This is a genomic window from Actinomyces oris (assembly GCF_001937445.1).
In the GTDB taxonomy this organism is placed as follows: Bacteria; Actinomycetota; Actinomycetes; order Actinomycetales; family Actinomycetaceae; genus Actinomyces; species Actinomyces acetigenes.
In genome coordinates, this window is the sequence record NZ_MSKS01000037.1 from 1 (window position 1) to 18,104 (window position 18,104).

15 protein-coding genes are annotated in these 18,104 nt (G+C 69.6%); 9 read left to right on the forward strand and 6 right to left on the reverse strand.

All coding sequences use genetic code 11. From position 1 onward, the window contains the following. From BKH20_RS10245 to BKH20_RS10255, 3 genes are all read right to left on the reverse strand, one after another. Window positions 1-1,278: bacteriocin biosynthesis protein (locus BKH20_RS10245; RefSeq protein ID WP_075390981.1), on the reverse strand; the 1,278-nt coding region annotated here is incomplete at its 3' end. Window position 1,279: 1 nt separating this feature from the next. Beyond that, on the reverse strand, window positions 1,280-2,053 hold the full coding sequence (locus tag BKH20_RS10250) for a cyclodehydratase (RefSeq protein WP_081381685.1): 774 nt from the start codon (window positions 2,051-2,053) through the stop codon (window positions 1,280-1,282). A 13-nt stretch (window positions 2,054-2,066) separates the two neighbouring features. Next, window positions 2,067-3,467 (reverse strand): YcaO-like family protein, encoded by a 1,401-nt coding sequence (locus tag BKH20_RS10255; RefSeq protein WP_075390982.1) that lies wholly within the window; start codon window positions 3,465-3,467, stop codon window positions 2,067-2,069. Window positions 3,468-3,731: 264 nt separating this feature from the next. Here BKH20_RS10255 and BKH20_RS10260 point away from each other — a divergent pair, with 264 nt between their 5' ends. Continuing rightward, window positions 3,732-4,457 carry a response regulator transcription factor gene (locus tag BKH20_RS10260; protein ID WP_070662530.1) on the forward strand — a complete coding sequence of 242 codons (726 nt, stop codon included), beginning with the start codon at window positions 3,732-3,734 and terminating at the stop codon, window positions 4,455-4,457. A gap of 50 nt (window positions 4,458-4,507) precedes the next feature. Here the strand turns inward: BKH20_RS10260 and BKH20_RS10265 are convergent, their stop codons facing one another. Further along, a complete protein-coding gene (locus BKH20_RS10265; RefSeq protein WP_075390983.1) occupies window positions 4,508-5,497 on the reverse strand; it encodes a hypothetical protein in 990 nt (329 codons plus the stop codon). 146 nt (window positions 5,498-5,643) lie between these two features. On the opposite strand from BKH20_RS10265, the gene BKH20_RS10270 reads away from it, so the two are divergent. The 7 genes from BKH20_RS10270 (at window position 5,644) to BKH20_RS10300 (ending at window position 16,407) form a co-directional block, all read left to right on the forward strand. After that, the gene (locus tag BKH20_RS10270; RefSeq protein ID WP_075390984.1) at window positions 5,644-5,925 is read left to right on the forward strand and encodes a metal-sensitive transcriptional regulator; all 282 of its coding nucleotides are present in this window, start codon (window positions 5,644-5,646) and stop codon (window positions 5,923-5,925) included. 84 nt (window positions 5,926-6,009) lie between these two features. After that, window positions 6,010-6,279: a heavy-metal-associated domain-containing protein gene (locus BKH20_RS10275; RefSeq protein WP_075371155.1), complete on the forward strand. Its 270-nt coding sequence runs from the start codon at window positions 6,010-6,012 to the stop codon at window positions 6,277-6,279. A gap of 230 nt (window positions 6,280-6,509) precedes the next feature. Next, window positions 6,510-8,534 carry a family 49 glycosyl hydrolase gene (locus tag BKH20_RS10280; protein WP_075390985.1) on the forward strand — a complete coding sequence of 675 codons (2,025 nt, stop codon included), beginning with the start codon at window positions 6,510-6,512 and terminating at the stop codon, window positions 8,532-8,534. A gap of 105 nt (window positions 8,535-8,639) precedes the next feature. Beyond that, window positions 8,640-11,354, forward strand: coding sequence for a heavy metal translocating P-type ATPase (locus tag BKH20_RS10285; protein WP_075390986.1), 2,715 nt, complete (start codon window positions 8,640-8,642; stop codon window positions 11,352-11,354). 370 nt (window positions 11,355-11,724) lie between these two features. Further along, window positions 11,725-13,122 (forward strand): MalY/PatB family protein, encoded by a 1,398-nt coding sequence (locus BKH20_RS10290; RefSeq protein ID WP_075390987.1) that lies wholly within the window; start codon window positions 11,725-11,727, stop codon window positions 13,120-13,122. Window positions 13,123-13,253: 131 nt separating this feature from the next. Then, on the forward strand, window positions 13,254-14,462 hold the full coding sequence (locus BKH20_RS10295; protein ID WP_075390988.1) for a PLP-dependent transferase: 1,209 nt from the start codon (window positions 13,254-13,256) through the stop codon (window positions 14,460-14,462). Between the two features lie 115 nt (window positions 14,463-14,577). Further along, window positions 14,578-16,407, forward strand: a complete 1,830-nt coding sequence (locus BKH20_RS10300; protein ID WP_075390989.1) for an alpha/beta hydrolase — start codon at window positions 14,578-14,580, stop codon at window positions 16,405-16,407. A 213-nt stretch (window positions 16,408-16,620) separates the two neighbouring features. Here BKH20_RS10300 and BKH20_RS10305 read toward each other — a convergent pair whose 3' ends face one another. Beyond that, on the reverse strand, window positions 16,621-17,112 hold the full coding sequence (locus tag BKH20_RS10305) for a hypothetical protein (RefSeq protein WP_178388591.1): 492 nt from the start codon (window positions 17,110-17,112) through the stop codon (window positions 16,621-16,623). Window positions 17,113-17,135: 23 nt separating this feature from the next. Then, window positions 17,136-17,807, reverse strand: a complete 672-nt coding sequence (locus tag BKH20_RS13800; protein ID WP_081381689.1) for a hypothetical protein — start codon at window positions 17,805-17,807, stop codon at window positions 17,136-17,138. Here BKH20_RS13800 and BKH20_RS10310 point away from each other — a divergent pair. Beyond that, window positions 17,806-18,093: a hypothetical protein gene (locus tag BKH20_RS10310; RefSeq protein ID WP_070662563.1), complete on the forward strand. Its 288-nt coding sequence runs from the start codon at window positions 17,806-17,808 to the stop codon at window positions 18,091-18,093. The genes BKH20_RS13800 and BKH20_RS10310 overlap by 2 nt on opposite strands. Window positions 18,094-18,104 lie beyond the last annotated feature (11 nt).

The window sequence follows — 18,104 nt, forward strand, 5'->3', positions numbered from 1 at the left end:
GGTGGGCTCGCCGAGCGGCTCGCGCACACCGACCGACAGCGCCAGGATCGTGGCGAGCTCGCCCAGGGTGGGGTGGGCGACGACGTCGGTCCCGGAACCGTCGTCGGTGAGCGGGTGCGTGATCGGCCAGGGCTGGTCGAGGCGCTCCAGGTCGGCCGGAGGCAGGGGCGTGCGCGGGCAGACCGGCCAGTCGCGGAACTCGCGCTGGAGGCGCAGGTTGGAGGGTTTGTAGTGCTGCTGGTGGCCCTTGGAGTCGACGAAGGCGGCCGGCGGGATGGCCACGGACTGCTCGTAGCGGGCCCCCACGGGGGCCGAGGGCGCCACCGGCACCGGCTCCTCGCCGGCCCCGGCCACCGAGCAGACGGGGCAGCCGGGGCGGGAGACGACCGGGCGGTCGGAGTAGGTGAAGGTGGCCAGGTCGGTGCGCCGCGCGTCCCCGGGCAGGTGGGTGACGGTGGCGCGGGCGATGAGGGCGGCCACGGCCCGGGCGGCCAGGCCGACGACGATGTCGCGGCGGGCGGCCTCCGGGCGCGGGCCGATCTCGGGCTCGTCGGCGCAGGCGCAGGCCAGGCAGGGTGAGAAGGCCTCGTCGACGTAGGGGCCGACCGTCACCGCCTCCTGCTCGGCGCGCACCCGCAGCAGCGCGATGCCCTCCTCCCGGCAGCGGCGCGCCACCTCCTGGGAGCGGTCGGTGGAGTCGACGGTCTCGATGAGGACGGTGAGGGTGTCCCCGCGGCGGGGGGCGCTGTCGAGCCTCACCTCGGGCAGGGTGGCCTCCAGGACGGCGACCATCTCTCCGGCCAGCTCGGCGTCCCCCACGACGGCGACCCGGGCGGCGGCCAGGCGGCGGGCGGCGTCCTGCCAGGAGTCGTTGACGCCGGTGGAGTCACCCAGGCGGGAAAGCAGCCGCGCCAGCTCGGGCGCCGGGTCGCCGGGGGCGGGCTCGGTGTCCCCCTCCTCGACGATGCCGCCGGTCCACAGCAGGGAGACGGCCTCGAAGGCGGCTTGGGGGCCGATGCCGGTGACCTCGCCGATCTCGTCGAGGGTGCGGGTGCCGTCGCAGGCCTGGAGCAGGGGGCCCATGTGCTCGCGGGCGAAGGCCCCGCCCAGGACCTGGCTCTTGCGGGCGCCGTCAATGATCCAGCCGGTCTCCTCGGGCCGGGCGCGCAGGCCCAGGCGCACCACGGGCCTGCGGGGGATGCGGAACTGCAGGTCGCGGCGGGCGGCGCGGCCGACGTCGCCGGCGCGCATGACGGAGCCTGTGGCGTCCCGGGCCATCTCAGGCCACCTCCTGACGTCGCTCGGGCAGGAGGGCCGCGAGCGCGGGCAGGCCGTCGCGGCGGCCCTCGTAGCGGCCCGAGCAGGTCTCGCAGCGGTCCACGGCCACGGTCGGCGAGCAGGTGGTGATGCCGGAGACGAGGTCGATGGTCCACACCCGGCCACCGATCGGGGCGACGTCATCGGCGCTCTCCGTGGCCGGGTCCTGGGGGCCGGGGGTGTCGAGGGTCTGCAGGGCTAGGGAGATGAGGCCGGCGCCCAGGAGCACGTGGTGGTGGGCGTAGGCCTGCTCCAGCGGGCCGTGCTCGGAGAGGACCTCGGGGGGCAGGGGGCGGTAGCCGTGCTGGCGGCGGCGCCGGTCGTAGCAGCGGTAGCAGGCGCTGCGGCCGGGGACCACGAGCGGCCCGCAGCGCAGCTCGGTGGGGAGGAGCTCCAGGCCCAGGGAGGGCATCCCCCGGGTGAAGGACAGGGTGTCGAGGTCCTCGCGCAGGCCGGTCTGGTCGGGGTCGGCGATGAGGACCGCGCGGTCGGCGTAGGGGATGTAGGCGCTGACCAGTCCCTGGTCGACCGGGATGACGACGTCGCCGTCCCCGGCGAGCCGCGCGGCGACGGCGCGCGCGAACCCGCCCTGGGGCAGGTAGACCGTCACCGGCCCCGTGGGGGCCTGCGGTGCCGGGTGCTGTGCCGGCTGCGCGTCCGGTGCGGGCGGCGTCGTGCTCATGTTAGGTCGGGGCTCCTGGGTGTCGGTCGGTGAGGCGGACTGCGGTGCGGGCATCGAGCTCATGGCTTCAGGCGAAGGGCTGGCGGACGGGGTTGATCCCCGCCTCGTCGTGGACGGTCAGGCCCATCGCCCGGGGCGCCTGGTAGAGACGGGGCGTGGCCAGGTAGCGGGCGTGGTGGCTGAAGGACAGGGGCATGGCCTCGGGGATGAGGGCCTTGATGACGTGCATGCCGACCTGGCGGGCCTCGTCGGTGGTGATGTCGACGACGATGGCCTCAGCGCCGGCCCGCTCCAGGTTGGCGACGACCTGCTCGAGCGGATCGGGGCCGGCACTGCCGCCGGCGCCGTCGGGGCTGTCACTACCGCCGACGCCGGACCTGGACACCGTGAGGGTGCCGATCTCATCGAGGGCGTGGACGGGCCGCTCCCCCTCCAGGAGGAAGTCGAAGACGTGGCGCATGGACAGCTCGGCGTCGGCCAGGGCGCCACCGACGACGGTGAGGTCCTGCCCCTTGATCTCCTGGGCGCGCGGGCCGCGGGCGTGGCTGCGCAGGGCGATGCGCAGGGAGGCGAGCTCGCGGTAGATCTTGGCCAGCGCCCGCTGCGGGTCGATGTCGCAGGTGGCGGCCACCACCTGGGCCAGCTCGGGGTCGACCTGGGAGGTCTGGACGGCGTAGAGGGTGGGGACGCCGTAGTCGGTGGTGGCGTCGAACAGGTGGGTCTTCAGCTCGGTGGAGGTGCCTACCCGGTGGTACTCGGCGGCGACCTCCCCCAGGGTGGAGGGGTCGACGGCGACCGCGGGCAGGCGCAGGCGCTGGAGCCAGGTCAGTGCGATGGAGTCGCGCTCGATGACCTCGAGCAGGCCACCCAGGACCGCCTCGCGCAGGTCGGAGTGCGCGGCGGTGCCGGTGGAGATGGGGTTGACGAACTGCTCGGAGGGAGTGCGCACCGGGAAGTTGAGGTATGTCAGCACCGCTGGGACGAAGACCTCACGACCGCGGGTCAGGGACCAGCCGCGCACCCAACGCAGGGGGACGCGGGGGTCTGGGGCAATGAGTCCGCAGTCGGGGTCCGCCAGCTCGGTGGCCGAGCACGCCGGCCAGCGCTCCGGCCCGATCGCGGCCTCGCCGAGACCGGCGGGGGTGTCCCACACCAGCTCCTCCTCCGTCCATGAGCAGCTGGAGTAGCGCTCCATCGTCTCCACGATCGCGATGTGTCTGGCGCGATCGGCGTCGATGGCCCCGCCGGCCCCGTCGAAGTTGCCCGCCTCGGCACGGTGATTCCAGGTGCGCTGTGACCTCAGCGCCTCAGAGGGATCACCCAGAAGACCGGTCCAGATCGCGAAGACCGGCTCTCCGGCCGCTTGGGGCAGCTCGGTGGAACGGGAAACCAGGCCGAAGGGAGACTCGAGTGACGCAGCGCGAGCCAGTGATGGCGCGACGCCCTCAACGAGCGCAGAGCGGTACACGGACCCTCCTTCCTGGGAACGACAGAGGAGGCACACTTGGGGAAGTGCCGTTGGCCAAGAGCCTGCCGGAATCCACCGGCGTCTCGCATCGCCCTTTGATCTACTGCTTTCCTCGCCGTTTGGATGGCCCACTCCGCCTTTCGTCGGGGCGCGTCTTGGGACGTTTACACGGCGGATCTCTATTTTCAGGTAGTTTGTTCACTGTTCCCAGCAGACCGCGCCCCCCACTGATCGCGGACTGCACACATCTGCCCAAGGAGACTCATGTCTTCCCAGATTTCTCCCGATCGTGTCGGCCTGGCCCTGGTCGACGACGACGCGATGGCCCTGGCCCATCTGGAGTCCTATTTCTCCGACGTCGAGGACTTCAAGGTCCTCACCGCATCGCGCTCACCTCGCGCCGTCCTGCGATTTGTGCAGTCGCACCAGGTCGACGTCCTCATCACCGACATCCATATGGAGCACATGGATGGCGTGGAGATGACCAGGGAGGTGCTCCGCCTCTCCCCGTCGACCCGGGTCATTCTGCTGACCACGGTGGACACCGACGAGGATCTCCTGCAGGGCCTGGGGGCCGGCGCCAGCGGCTTCCTGCTCAAGAGCGCGCCCGCCGAGGAGATCATCTCGGCGGTGCGCACGGTCCACTCCGGGGCGAAGGTCGTGGCCCCGATGCCGACGACGCGCCTGATCAACTACGCCTTGGCCTCCGTGCGCGGCGCGGACGGCAGCGTCCACCTCTCACAGCGGGAGCGCGACGTGCTCCGCCTTCTGTGCGAGGGGGCCTCGAACCGCAAGATCGCCTCCCTGCTGGCCATCGCCGAGGCGACGGTCAAGTCCCACATCACCGGCCTGTTCCACAAGACGGGGACGGTCTCGCGCCTGGAGATCGTGGTGTGGGCCTTCAAGCACGGCTACGCCTCCAACAGCCCCATCACCATCCCGACCACCAGCGCCCCGAGCGGCTCGACCCCGGGCTCGGCCGCACTTTGAGGAGCGCCCGGCCCCTGGGGCCGGGCCCTCGCTCCTCGCTCCCCCGCGTCTCAGCCGTTGAGGGCCCGGATGATGATGAACAGCAGGACGAAGAGGATCCAGCCGATGACCTTGGCCGGACTCGTGCTGGACTGGGAGGACGGGGCAGGTCTCCTGGCACTGCGCGGGGAGGGAGGGGCGTTGTAGCCCCGCACCCCGAAGGAGGCCCCGGGGGCGCCTGCGACGCCGGAGGGCACGGACGGCAGGCCGCCACCGGCCGGCACTCCTCTCACGCCCCAGGGGTCGGCCCCCACCCGGCCCGGGGCGGCTCCGACAGGCCCGGCAATCCCGACCGGCCCGGCAATCCCCGGCACCGGGTACGGCGCCGTGGGCGCGAAGCGTCCAGGCGGTGCCGGCGCCGGAGGCGCAGGCCTCGTCACCGTTGGCCGCTGCGGGAGCGGGGGCGGGGCGGGGGCCTGCGAACCCCGGGCCGCGGCTGTGCGCGAGGCGGTGCGGGCAGAGGCGGTATGGGCGGGGGCGGTGCGCGGCTTGGCCGTGCCCCGGCTCGACGACGGCGGCCGCCCTCCCGTGCCGCTGCGAGCGGCTGCACCGGCGGGCTCGGCGTCGGTGGGCTCGTGGCCCGGGCCGTCGTCGTCGAAGAGCGGTGAGCCCATGAGCGGGTCGCTCAAGACGGAGCCGAAGGGCTCGTCGCCCAGGCCGATGTCGGAGGGCTCCCAGCCCGTGGGTGCCAGCGACACGGCATCATCCGCGTCGTTGACGCTGCCGGAGCCGTCGGCCCGGGCCGCCCCGGCCTCGGGCCCGCCGCCACCGGAGCCGGCGGAGGCGCCCCCCATGCGGCTCACCCAGGCGCGCAGCTCCGGGGAGCAGCCCGGGTTGTCCGCGATGACGCCGCGCAGGTCGGGTCGGTTGCCGGCCAGCACCATGAGTCGTCCGGCGCCCGCCCTGGGGTCCCGGGCGAGCTGGAGGTCGGGGTCATCTGATGTCCCGGGCACCACATCGGGGTCGGCGGGTCCGGGGGCGGCATGGGCAACGGCGGTCATGGCACGAGCATCCCACGTCCCCCTCCGCCATGTCCCGGATCTGCGTCCATCCGGCCGGCCGCCGGCAACCACATACCCCTAGGGGGTATTTGACACCCCTACCCCCTAGGGGTATAGTCGATCGCGATCGAGACAACGGAGGAGAGATGGCCGGCTACACCGGATCCAAGGAGGACTACCTCAAGCGCCTGCGCCGCATCGAGGGGCAGGTACGGGGCATCTCCCGCATGGTTGAGGAGGACATCTACTGCATTGACGTCCTCACCCAGATCTCCGCCGCCACCAAGGCCTTTCAGGCCGTCAGTCTCGGTCTGCTGGAGGACCATATGAGCCACTGCGTCCTGCACGCCGCCCAAGCCGGCGACGAGGAGGGCGCCGCGAAGATCCGCGAGGCCTCCGAGGCCATCGCCCGGCTCGTACGGTCCTGAGCACCGCGGCCCGCTTCGCGCCGGGCCGCCCGGTTCCCGTTCCGATCCACCTGTTTTCCGCACACACTTCCCAAGGAGTGAAAGATGACTGAGTTCACCGCCGACGGCATCGACCGCACCACCACCCTCAAGGTCTCCGGACTCACCTGCGGCCACTGCGTCGCCCACGTCACCGAGGAGCTCGAGGCGCTCAACGGCGTCAAGGACGTCTCTGTCCTGCTCAACAAGGGCGGGCAGTCCACCGTCACCGTGCTCTCCGACATCCGCCTCGACGACGCGGCCCTGGCCGAGGCCATCGACGAGGCCGGGGACTACACCCTCGACGCCGTCGAGCGCGACGACCGCGAGCACTGAGCCGGCCCGCCCTCGCGGCACCGCCTCAGGCGATCGGATTGCGATCCACCGAGCATCCATCTATCGATATCGCATCCTTTTCCACCGATGGGCCGGCTACTCTGTCCAGCCTGATCGCTGGGCCCCCCGGCTTTCAGTGGTGTCGGCAGAACCGGCACCGAATCGTCCCCCTGAAGATCGCACTGGAGAAGCTCATGCCGATATCCCACCCCCGACGGATTCTCGGAGCGATGGTGCTTGCCATCGCCCTGATCGTCCCTGCTCTCACGACGGCGCAGGCCACGCCCCGTATTCCCGCGGGTCCCGCTGCAGCCGGCCCCGCGAACACCTCATCCGACACGGTGATCGATGCCCCCGCCGCCCGGCTGGCCGCAGGCGAGCACCACGGCATCCGCACCTGGACCCACGACAAGGCAAGCAAGGCGACGAAAGGTGCCGTAGCCCACGACGAGGTACGCCAGTCACCGTTCTACTCGGTGCGCGTTGCCCCGGCCTCCGCACCCGAGCAGACGCAGGACTCCTTCACCTACCTGAGCGTCCCGCGTAACGGCGAGGGCAAGAAGGGCTACTCAGCTGAGGACGGCGCCGACTTCGCTGCGAGCACGGACGCGACGATGTCCTGGTCGACCTTCGAGTACAGCCCTGAGGTCAAGGAGGTCTTCGTCTACGTGACTCTCTTGAACGGCAAGGCGATCGACGACCCGAGCCAGGTCACAGTCCGCCCGACCTCCGTAGAGAAGAAGAACATCAAGGTCGAAGCCATTGAGGATGGCGGCCGCACCGCGAAGATCCTGGTCCCCTACTCCTCGGACGGGTACCGGCTCTCGGTGGAGTTCTCCACGCAGGCAGTCAGTACCTATGCCGACAAGAACGGCGCCCTCAGCCAGGATGGTGAGGGAACTGATTCGAAGACCTTCCTGGAGGCCGAGCCGCGCAACGCGATGCTTCTGTTCGCCCAGCCGCAGGCGCCTCAGGATACGGTCCCTGACGCCGGCGCTCCCGAGGTTCTCAACGTCAGGCCCGGCGACATCAGCAACCTCGACGCGGTCGCCGGCGCGGACTCCTCAAAGAGGACACTCTTCTTCGGCCCGGGCGTCTACTCCATGGGGTCGGCGCACCTGCCTCAGCTACCCAGTAACATCAGCCGGGTTTATCTGGCACCGGGTGCCTTCGTCAAGGGTGGTTTCCACTTCGCCGACAACAAGAACACCACGGAATTCCAGGTAACGGGCTACGGCGTCCTATCCGGGGAGGAGTACGCCTACGAGGCTGATACGCTCGACGGTTTCCGGTCCTTCCTGGACCCGAAGCACCCCGAGTACAGGGACACGAAGAAGAAGAACAAGGCCGACTGCCACTCGGACTGCGCCAAGCCGCTTCGATTCTCCTCCTCGTCCGGAACGGCACAGCACCTCACTTTGCAGGGGGTGACCGTCAAGGAGCCCCCATTCCACTCCTTCGTGGTCTATGGCGATGAGAGCACCTTCCGCATGGACGTAAGCAACTACCAGCAGGTTGGCGCTTGGTACTGGCAGACCGATGGTCTGGAGATGTACTCCAATCCCAAGGAAGAACGGTCCACGCTGAAGAACTCCTTCTTCCACGCCAATGACGATGTCTTCAAGCTCTACCACTCGAACGTGGACCTCACGAACAACGTCGTGTGGAAGAACCAGAACGGCCCGGTGTTCCAGTGGGGCTGGAAGCCCAGGAACGTCGACAAAGTCAACGTGACAGGCACGGACATCATTCACAGCCGGATGTTCTCGCGCGACGTCGCTCAAAACACCTGCGTCTTCAACTCCGCCAAGCACTGGGACCCCAAGATGGCGAGCCGTACTGATCTGGCCGATCCGTCCACAACAGTCAGCAACCTGACCTTCACGGACACTCGAGTCGAAGGCAGCGTCAACTGCGCGATCCGTGTGTACGCACTGTCCAACACCGAGAACATTACGATCAACGGACTATCCCTCGACGGCTGGAACGGGCAGAACACCAACCTCACGCAGAGCCGGATCGAGCTGCTGACCAACTCCGCCGGCCAGAGAGTCCGTTTCGGCAGTGCTGACGGCGTTACCAAGGGCCTGACCCTGCGTAGATACCAGGTGGGTCAGGGCGGCGGCGCCACCGGTGCCAAGCCGACCAGTTACACCAACGTCACCATTGGCAACAACGAGTGGCAGTCGGACAAGCCCGGGCGCCTCAACTTCGACGCCGACCTCTGGGGCCGTTGGACGGCCACCGAGCAGTAAATGGCCGTAAATGGCCACTGACCGCCGACCAACCACTGGTTGACGCTCCCCTCCGCACGGTTCCCAGCAGGGCGCCGTCGGGTGGCAGTACACAAGGAGACTCACATGAGTACATCAACCGCGCAGGAACCCGACGGGCAGCCGCGCACCGTCAACCTCTCCATCGGGGGCATGACCTGCGCCAGCTGCGTGGCCCGGGTGGAGAAGAAGCTGAACAAGCTCGACGGCGTGAGCGCCTCGGTCAACCTCGCCACCGAGTCGGCCCGCATCACCGCCCCGAGCGCGGTGAGCGTCGACGACCTCCTTGCCGCTGTCGCCCGCGCCGGCTACACCGGCGCCCTGCTGGACGCCACCTCACCGAATGAGCCGGCGACGACGGCCTCGGCGTCATCGACGTCGGGACCGTCCACGCCCGGCTCAGACAATGGTGGGCGCAGCGCCAAGGGCGCAGGCGACCGCGCAACGTCGTCCACAGCGGCTGCGGCGCCGACCCCCGCAGGCGGCACGCCGGTCACGCCCCCCGGCGCTGCCGGCAGCACGACCGGCACCGCAGGCGCCTCCCCCCGCTCCGCCTCCGGGCGGGGTGCACCGACCCTGGGCGCCTCGCACATGGAGCGGGCCGCCGACCTGCGCCTGCGGCTCATCTACTGCCTCATCCTGTCGGTGCCGATCATGGCGATCTCCATGGTGCCGGCCCTCCAGATGCCGGGCTGGCAGTGGATGGTGGCGCTCATGGCGCTGCCGGTGGCGGTCTGGGGTGCCTGGCCCTTCCACAAGGCGGCCTTCCGGGCGCTGCGCCACGGGGCCTTCACCATGGACACGCTCGTGTCCCTGGGGGTGATCGCCGCGACCGGCTGGAGCCTGTGGGCGCTGGTGCTCGGCGGGGCCGGGCACATCGGCATGCGCATGAGCATGGAGCTGCTGCCCCGTTCCCAGGGGCATGCCGCCCACATGTACTTCGAGTCGGCCGCCTGGGTGACCACCTTCCTCCTGGCGGGCCGCTACGCGGAGGCGCGCGCCAAGTACCGTTCCGGCGACGCCCTGCGCGCCCTGCTGGAGCTGGGCGCCAAGGAGGTGACCCGGGTCGTCCTCACCTCGCCGTCGGGCAGCCGCGACGCCGTCGACGTCCTGGACGAGGACGGTGCGCCGCGCGCGGAGGCCACCCGCACCGAGGAGCGCATCAGTGTTGAGGACCTGGCTGCCGGGGACCTGTTCCTCGTGCGGCCGGGTGAGAAGGTGGCCGCCGACGGCGTCGTCGTCGAGGGCCGCTCGGCCGTGGACGCCTCGCTGCTCACCGGGGAGTCCGTGCCCACCGAGGTCGAGGCCGGGCAGGCCGTCACCGGGGCGACCGTCAACACCTCCGGCGTCCTGCTGGTTCGGGCGACGGCCGTGGGCGAGGGGACGACGCTGGCGCGGATCGGCCGGATGGTGACGGCCGCGCAGGCGGGCAAGGCCCCGGTCCAGCGCCTGGCGGACCGGATCTCGGGGGTGTTCGTACCCATCGTCCTGGCGCTGTCGGCCGCGACCCTGGCGGGGTGGCTGCTCACCGGACACAGCCCGCAGGCGGCCTTCACCGCGGCGGTGGCCGTGCTCGTCATCGCCTGCCCCTGCGCGCTGGGGCTGGCCACGCCGACGGCGCTGCTGGTCGGCTCGGGACGGGCCGCCCAGCTGGGCGTGGTCATCAAGGGTCCCGAGGTGCTGGAGTCGACGCGGGCGCTGGACACGATGGTCATGGACAAGACCGGGACGGTCACCCAGGGGCGCATGAGCCTGGAGGTTGAGGCCTGCCAGGAGGTGGGCGACACCGCGGGTACTGGCGCAGACTCCGCTGCGGGCCTGGCCCCGCTCGGGGAGGAGGCGCTGCGCCTGGCGGGGGCGGCCGAGTCCGCCTCGGAGCACCCGGTGGCCGCGGCCATCACGGTGGCCGCCCGCGAGCGACTGGGCGAGCTGCCGGCGCCGGCCGACTTCTCCAACCACGAGGGCCGGGGCGTCTCCGCGACGGTGGAGGGGCGCCGGGTCGCGGTGGGCCGGCCGGGCTGGCTCGCCGGTGAGATGGGCGCAGAGGTTCCCGAGGCGGTGCGCTCCGCCGTGGAGGAGGCCCAGGACTCCGGGGCGACCGCCGTTGTTCTGGCCGTGGGCGGGGCCGGTGAGACCGCGAGCAATGAGACCGAGGCGCCCGACGAGGCCGACGCCACGGACAGCGCCTCCGACGACGCTGGCGATGCGGCCCCGGATACACAGTCACTGAAGGCTATGGCGGTACTCGTGGTGCGGGACACGGTGCGGCCCTCCTCGCGGGCGGCGGTGGTCGCACTGCGCGAGCTGGGGATCCGGCCGGTGCTGCTGACCGGGGACAATGCCCGGGCCGCTGAGCACGTGGCGGCCCAGGTGGGGATCGATGCCGACGACGTGCGCGCCGAGGTGCTGCCCGCAGACAAGCGCGACGTCGTCGCCGACCTGCAGGCCCAGGGCGCGGTGGTCGGCATGGTGGGTGACGGGGTCAACGACGCTGCCGCCCTGGCCCAGGCAGGTACGCAGGGGCTGGGTTTCGCCATGGGATCGGGGGCGGACGTGGCCATTGAGGCCGCCGACATCACCCTGGTGCGCACGGACCTGGACGCGGCGGTGGCGGCGGTGCGGGTGTCGCGGGCGACCCTGCGGATCATCCGCCAGAACTTGTTCTGGGCCTTCGCCTACAACGTGGCCGCGATCCCGCTGGCGGCCGCCGGGTTGCTCAACCCGATGATCGCGGGGGCCGCCATGGCCGCCTCCAGCGTCATCGTGGTCTCCAACTCCCTGCGGTTGCGCCGCGCCGGCTGACCGGTGGCCGGTGGCCGAGACAACGCACCGACACGGTGGCGCCGGCGGCGGCGCTCCCGCTATGCTCGCAGCCATGACGACTCTTTCGCCCCAGGCCCGCGCGATGATGGTGCGCACCCTTGGCGAGGGTCGAATGTGCATGCGCTGACAGCGCCAGCCGTCGCTGTCTGACACGTAACGGTGAGAGTCCGAGCCGCCCCGCACCGGCTCGTCGTACTCCGCGGAGGCCCGCCGCCCCCGTGTTCATCCCTCCAGCAACCCGTCACCTCGGCCGGCCTGCGCGCCGGCCACCCCTGAGCACGACGTCGCTGCAGCGCAGCCTTGCGCTCGCGCATCACTGCCGCCAGGGGACCTGAGAGGACCTTCCGCCATGCACGCCCACCTCATCCCCGTCAAAGACTCCAGAGACTCCGCTTGTTCAGCCCGCCCTGACCTCCCGGCCCCTCAGGAGCCTGTGGCCACCTCCTCCCCCGCAGCCGCCTTCACCTCGTCGGATCGCTCCGCCTTCTTCTCCACCGCCCCCGCCGTCGACCCGGCCGCTTTCGACGTCGTCCCCGACCGTCGCGGCACGGCCAGCCTCAAGTGGGACTCCGCCGTCGAGCGCGGCCGCCCCGAGGACGTCCTGCCCCTGTGGGTGGCGGACATGGACCACGCCACCGCGCCGGGGGTCACCAGCGCCCTGCTGTGGCGCACCCGCCACGGCATCTTCGGCTACTCCGAGCCCGACGACGCCTACCACGCGGCCCTGACCGGCTGGTTCTCCCGCCGCTACAGCTGGCAGGTGGAGGCCGACTGGAACACCGTGACCCCCGGCGTCGTGCCGGCCCTGGCCCTGGCGGTGCGGGCCCTGACCGCGCCGGGCGAGGCGGTCCTCATCGAGGAGCCCGTCTACTACCCCTTCCGCGAGGTCATCGAGGACAACGGGCGTACCGTGGCCGCCGTCCCCCTGGTGCGTGACGCCGACGGCGTCTACCGCCGCGACCTGGCCGCCCTGGAGTCCACCATCGAGGCCACCGGTGCGCGCCTGCTGCTCCTGTGCAACCCGCACAACCCGGTGGGTCGGGTCTGGAGCCGGGAGGAGCTCGCCGCGCTGGAGGAGGTCACCGCCCGCCACGGCGTCGTCGTCGTGGCCGACGAGATCCACGCCGACCTGGCCCTGCCGGGCTTCGCGACGACGCCCTTCGCCTCCCTGAGCGAGGCGGCCGCCGCCCGCACGATCACCTGCACCTCGCCGTCGAAGTCCTTCAACCTGGCCGGTCTGCAGGTCGCCAACATCCTCATCGCCGACGCCCGCCTGCGCGAGGCCTTCCGCCGCGAGCTGGCCACCACCGGCTACTCCCAGCCCAACGTCCTGGGCCTGACGGCCTGCCGGGCCGCCTACGAGGGCGGGGACGCCTGGCTCGACGCCCTGCGCGAGCACATCGCGGCCGCCCGCGCCCACGTCGAGGTGCGCCTGGAGCGCATCGAGGGGATCGAGGCCGCCCCCTGCGAGGGCACCTACCTGCTGTGGCTGGACTGCTCAGGATTCCTTCAGGCCGCCGGCCTCGAGCCCGATCAGCTCGACAAGGTCATGCTGAACGAGGCCGGGCTCTGGCTCGACGACGGCCGGATCTTCGGGGCCGGCGGTGAAGGCTTCACCCGCATCAACGTCGCCTGCCCCCGCGTCACCCTCGACGCCGCCCTGGACCGGTTGGAGGCGGCCGTGGCCGCCGTGACCGCCCGCGCCGCCGAGCAGGCCGGGCAGGGCCCCGTCGCCCTGTCCGCCTGAGCCGCTTCGCCCGGGCCGCACCGAGCGTGCCGGCCCGCAGGCGTCCGGTCACCGGTCATCACCCGCGCCGTCGTCGACCGTCAGTCATCATGTCTTCCCGCCACTGCCCCGCCCATGAGGAGAAACCACTCATGACCAGCCCGTCCGCTCCTCGACCCGCCGCTCACCCCGGGTGCTCCCAGCCGCCGGCCGCCCGCACCTTCCCCGTCCACCACCACCCGACGTCGTCGGCCCCGGACCCGCAGCTCCGCCTGGAGACGCTGCTGGTGCGCTCGGGCACCGGGACCGACCCGGCCACGGGGGCGATCACGACGCCGATCCACCTGTCGACCGCCTACGGGCACCCGGGCCTGGGTGAGTCGACGGGCTACGACTACACGCGCACGGCCAGCCCCACCCGCGACGTCCTCCAGGACGCCCTGGCCCGCCTGGAGGCAGGGACGGCGGCCTTCGCCCTGTCCTCGGGGATGGCGGCCCTGGAGCTGGTGACCCGCACGCTGGCGCCGCACGGCGGCCGGATCGTGGCGCTGCGGGACCTGTACGGCGGCTCCTTCCGCTTCCTGGAGGTCCTGGCCGAGGAGGGGGCGGCGCGCGTCGACTTCGTCCTGGGGATCAAGGGCCTGCGCGAGGCACTGGCCACCCCGGCCGACCTGGTCATCATCGAGACGCCCACGAACCCGATGATGGAGGAGATCGCGATCCCCGAGGCGGCCGAGCTGGCCCACGCGGCCGGGGCGAGACTGGTCGTGGACAACACCTTCTACACCCCGGTGGTGCAGCGGCCCCTGGAGCTGGGGGCCGACGTCGTCGTCCACTCGGGCACGAAGTACCTGGGCGGGCACAACGACGTCATGGCGGGCGTGGCCGTGGTGGCCGACGACGCCCTGGCCGAGCGGCTGAACTACCGGCTCAACACGACCGGGGCGACGCTGGGTCCCTTCGACTGCTTCCTGCTGCTGCGCGGGCTCAAGACCCTGGCGCTGCGCATGGAGCGTCACGAGGCCAACGCCACCGCGATCGCACAGTTCCTGCGTTCGAGCCCCTACGTGACGCGGGTGCTCTACCCGGGGCACTCGGGCATGGTGAGTTTCGATTTGGCCGAGTCGGTGGACGTGGCCCGCTTCCTGGCCTCAGTGCGGGTGTTCACCTTCGCCGAGTCCCTGGGCGGCGTGGAGTCGCTAGTGACGTGCCCGTCGGTGCAGACGCACGCGGACGTGCCCGTCGAGGTGCGCGCCTCCTACGGGCTGACCGACCGGCTCATGCGCCTGAGCGTCGGCATCGAGCACGTCGACGACCTCATCGCGGACCTGACCCAGGCCTTCGAGGCCGCCACGGTCTGAACCGGGGACTGGGCCGGAGCACCGAGGGCGGAGGGCGCAGGGTCGGGCTACCCCGACATCAATCAACCAGTCTTCCGTATGGTTCATATTCGACGAAGGCATGAGAATCGTGGCCATGAGACGCCTACGAACATCCTCGCCGCCCCAGACCACCTCACGACTGACCGTCCTCACCCTGCTCGGTGCGCTCACCGCCTGCAGCATGCTCGGCGCGAGTGTCACAGCCGTCGCGAGCCCGCCTACGCAGGGAGCTCAGCACGCCGTCGTGCTGGACAACAGCACGAATGCCGCCAGTACCAGCCCGTCCCAGACCACCGGCAGTAACAGCTCCAACGGTTCATCGAACGGTTCCGGCGGTTCCAAAGGATCCAGCGGGTCCACGGGGCCCAAGGTCCCCAAGGGGCTGGAGTCCTTCTACCGTCAGGATCTCACCTGGACCGACTGCCCCGACGGCGTCACCGGCACCGCCTTCCAGTGCGCCACCGTGACCGTACCCCTGGACTACGACCACCCGCAGGGGAAGACCATCACGGTGGCCCTCAAGAAGCTGCCCTCAACGAGCTCCTCCCCTCGCGGCTCGGTCTTCCTCAACCCCGGAGGCCCCGGGGGAAGCGGTATCTCCCTCATCAATGCCCAGGCCGGGCTCTACAAGAGCGGCGGCCTGTCGGGGGTTCTGGCGAACTACGACGTCATCGGCTTCGACCCGCGCGGCATCGGCCAGTCCACCCCCATCACCTGCTGGTCCCCCGACGACGTCCAGGCGATTGTGGCCGGCCGGGCTGAGGCGCCCTCCCAGCTGACGCCGGGCAGCGCCACCGACATCGTCGCGAAGGGATCACGCGAGGCCACGGCCTGCCAGAAGTACACGGAGGTCCCCGAGATCCTCGACCACATGGACACCCGTTCAGTGGCCCGCGACATGGATGTCATGCGGGCCCTGGTGAAAGATCAGGACCTCAACTACCTCGGGTACTCCTACGGCACCTACCTGGGCGCCGTGTACACCGAGCTCTTCCCCGACAACGTCGGGCGCGTCGTCCTGGACAGCGCCATGGACCCCGCCCTGTCCCGGCAGGAGGCCCTTGAGGGTGATGTGGCAGCCGAGGAGCAGACGCTGCGCACCTACATCGAGTCCCAGCGGGGGCAGGCCGGGTTCCCCCTGAACGGCACGACCGATGAGGCCGTCTCCCGGCTCGCGACCTTCCTCGACGGTCTGGACGCCAATCCGCTGACCGTCTCCGACGGCGGAAAGCCTCTGGACCGGGACAGGGCCACCATGGCGATCAGAACGCTCGTCGTCGCCTCGCCTGACAGGTGGCCGCTGCTCACCGAGGGGCTGACTCGGGCCATGAATGCGCATGACGGCACCGCTCTGATGAGGAATGCCGGGTTCCTCCCGGGCGCCGGGTCCCCTGAGACCGAGGCGCAGGTTGTCGAGCAGCTTCAGATTGTGCACGGCTTCGCAGCCAACCGGTGCCTCGACTTCCCCGACACCGGGAACCAGGCGAGCTGGGATGCGGCACTGGCCTCCTACCGCCGCGACTACCCGGTCTTCTACAGCCTCCTGCCTCAGCAGGACGCCTACTGCCACGGCTGGGGGCATACCAGTAAGACCAAGCCCGTCGATGTCGACGTCGACGCCACGAACCCGGTGCTGGTCGTCGGCATCCTGCACGACCCGGCCACCCCCTACCCGTGGTCCAAGGCGCTGGTGTCCAGGCTCCGCAACAGTCACCTGCTGAGCGTCGACATGTACGGTCATGGCGCGACCGGCCCCAATTCTTGCGCGACCGCGAAGGTGAATGACTACTTCGTCAAGGGGGCGCTTCCTTCCGACGGCGAGGTCTGCGCGGCGAACCCGAAGCCTCAGGCCGGAGAGGAGACACCGGCCGGAGTTGCGCATCCAGCTGGACTCGAACATCCGGTCGGCTTTAAGGCCGGCTGAGGGTGAATCGCTCCGGGTTGGATGGAGGCAATGATCCTTCCGTGTCGTCACTGCGCCCATCAAACCCGGGGCGATTCCGGCATCCCACACCGATTTGCGTGTCAGACAGGTTCATATCCGGATACACGATGCCTCCCTCCAGTGCTCTCATGCGACGAACCAGTCAACAAGTCACACGCCCCTTCCCTTAGACGGAGCCCGCACCTGTCCTCGTCACTTCGCGTGGCGGCCGGGGCCCCTGGGGCGGGGTTTGCGGGGTTCGGCCGCGTGGCGGCCAGTCGACCGCGTCGGCTCATCGTCAAGGCCTGCCTCACGCGCGGCAGCCTCCGCACGAGCCCGACGCTTCTCCATCTGCCACTCCGGATACATCGGCCCCGGCAACGGAAACGGAATCAGCCCGAGCAGCGCCACCACCACGAAGAAGAGAGCAGTACCCATCAACACCTTGGGCATGCCCTCACTACTACCTGAAGGGTACAGCAGCATCCCACAACCACCAATGGAAAACGCCACCCCCACAGCCGGAAGAATGAGCGATATCGTATTACGACCCACATTGAACTCACCTTCACCGAAGGAGCGGCCCAGATCCCCGTACCAGCGATCCGAGAACATGGCGAACCACCAGTTCACCATCGTCACCGCCCCCAGGATGAGGCATACCACTCCAGCTTGAGCTTCAGTCAAATCGAATTGCGGATACACGACGGACACCTAGGTAACCAAAACTACTTGAACAAGATGTTAACCCAGCCACCAAACTTCTTTCCTCCCTCAGACCCCGCAATACCACCAGCGATACCACCACCAACAACACCGCCGATCGCCGCCCCCGCAGGGCCTCCAACACAGACCCCGACAGTGGCACCCACTTGAGCTCCGGCCCATCCGCCAACTGCAGTTGTCGTACCTGTTGTTGCGGCGCGCGTCACCTTCTTTCCTTCACCGAGCGATGGATCCTGAGCATCTTTCTGGTACTGCTCATAGGAACTCACTGCGAAAGAGGCAACAAGTGTTTTCTCATCGGCATCGCCTGATGGTTGCTGCTCTGTGAACTCCGGTTTGAGAACCAGTTCCCCTGACACTGTCAGACCGCCAGCAGTGGCCTGCTCCCTGATACCGGCCAGCGATGAACCTATCGACGTCAGCCCGCTCGCCAAGTTGTCGAGGGCATTCTTGTAATTGGTTAGATCCTTGACCATACCTTCACATGTTTTTACCGCGCTGTCGATCAGGTTCTGAGCCCCAGTAGCCGATTCGCCTTCAAGGCTTCCTGCATCTTTGCGAGCATTTGCGAGATGGTCAATTGAGTTATCAACGGCTGTCTTCAAGTTTCCAATCTTGATCGTCGAAGCCGTGATGTCTGATGGTGTGGCGTCGAGGTGAGTATCAATAGACATGCTGGCTTCTTCCTTTCAGTTGGATCTGGAATTCGAGTGCGACGTCGGAGTGGAACTGGCGGTGTTCTCATCCGTCTTCCGCATCGATTCACTCACGGACGACAGCAAGGTCGATGTTCCAGGGATACTCGTCTGCATTCCCGTAAGCGCCATCTCCACAGTTGTGATAACTCGTGAGGCGTCCGCCTGCGAGGCCCCGCATCCAGACGGCAGCTCGACCGTCTTCCCGTCAATCTCGGTGCTGGCTGAGTTCAACTCGTTCACTGCCCGCTGTGCATCGTCATAGTCCCACTTCAA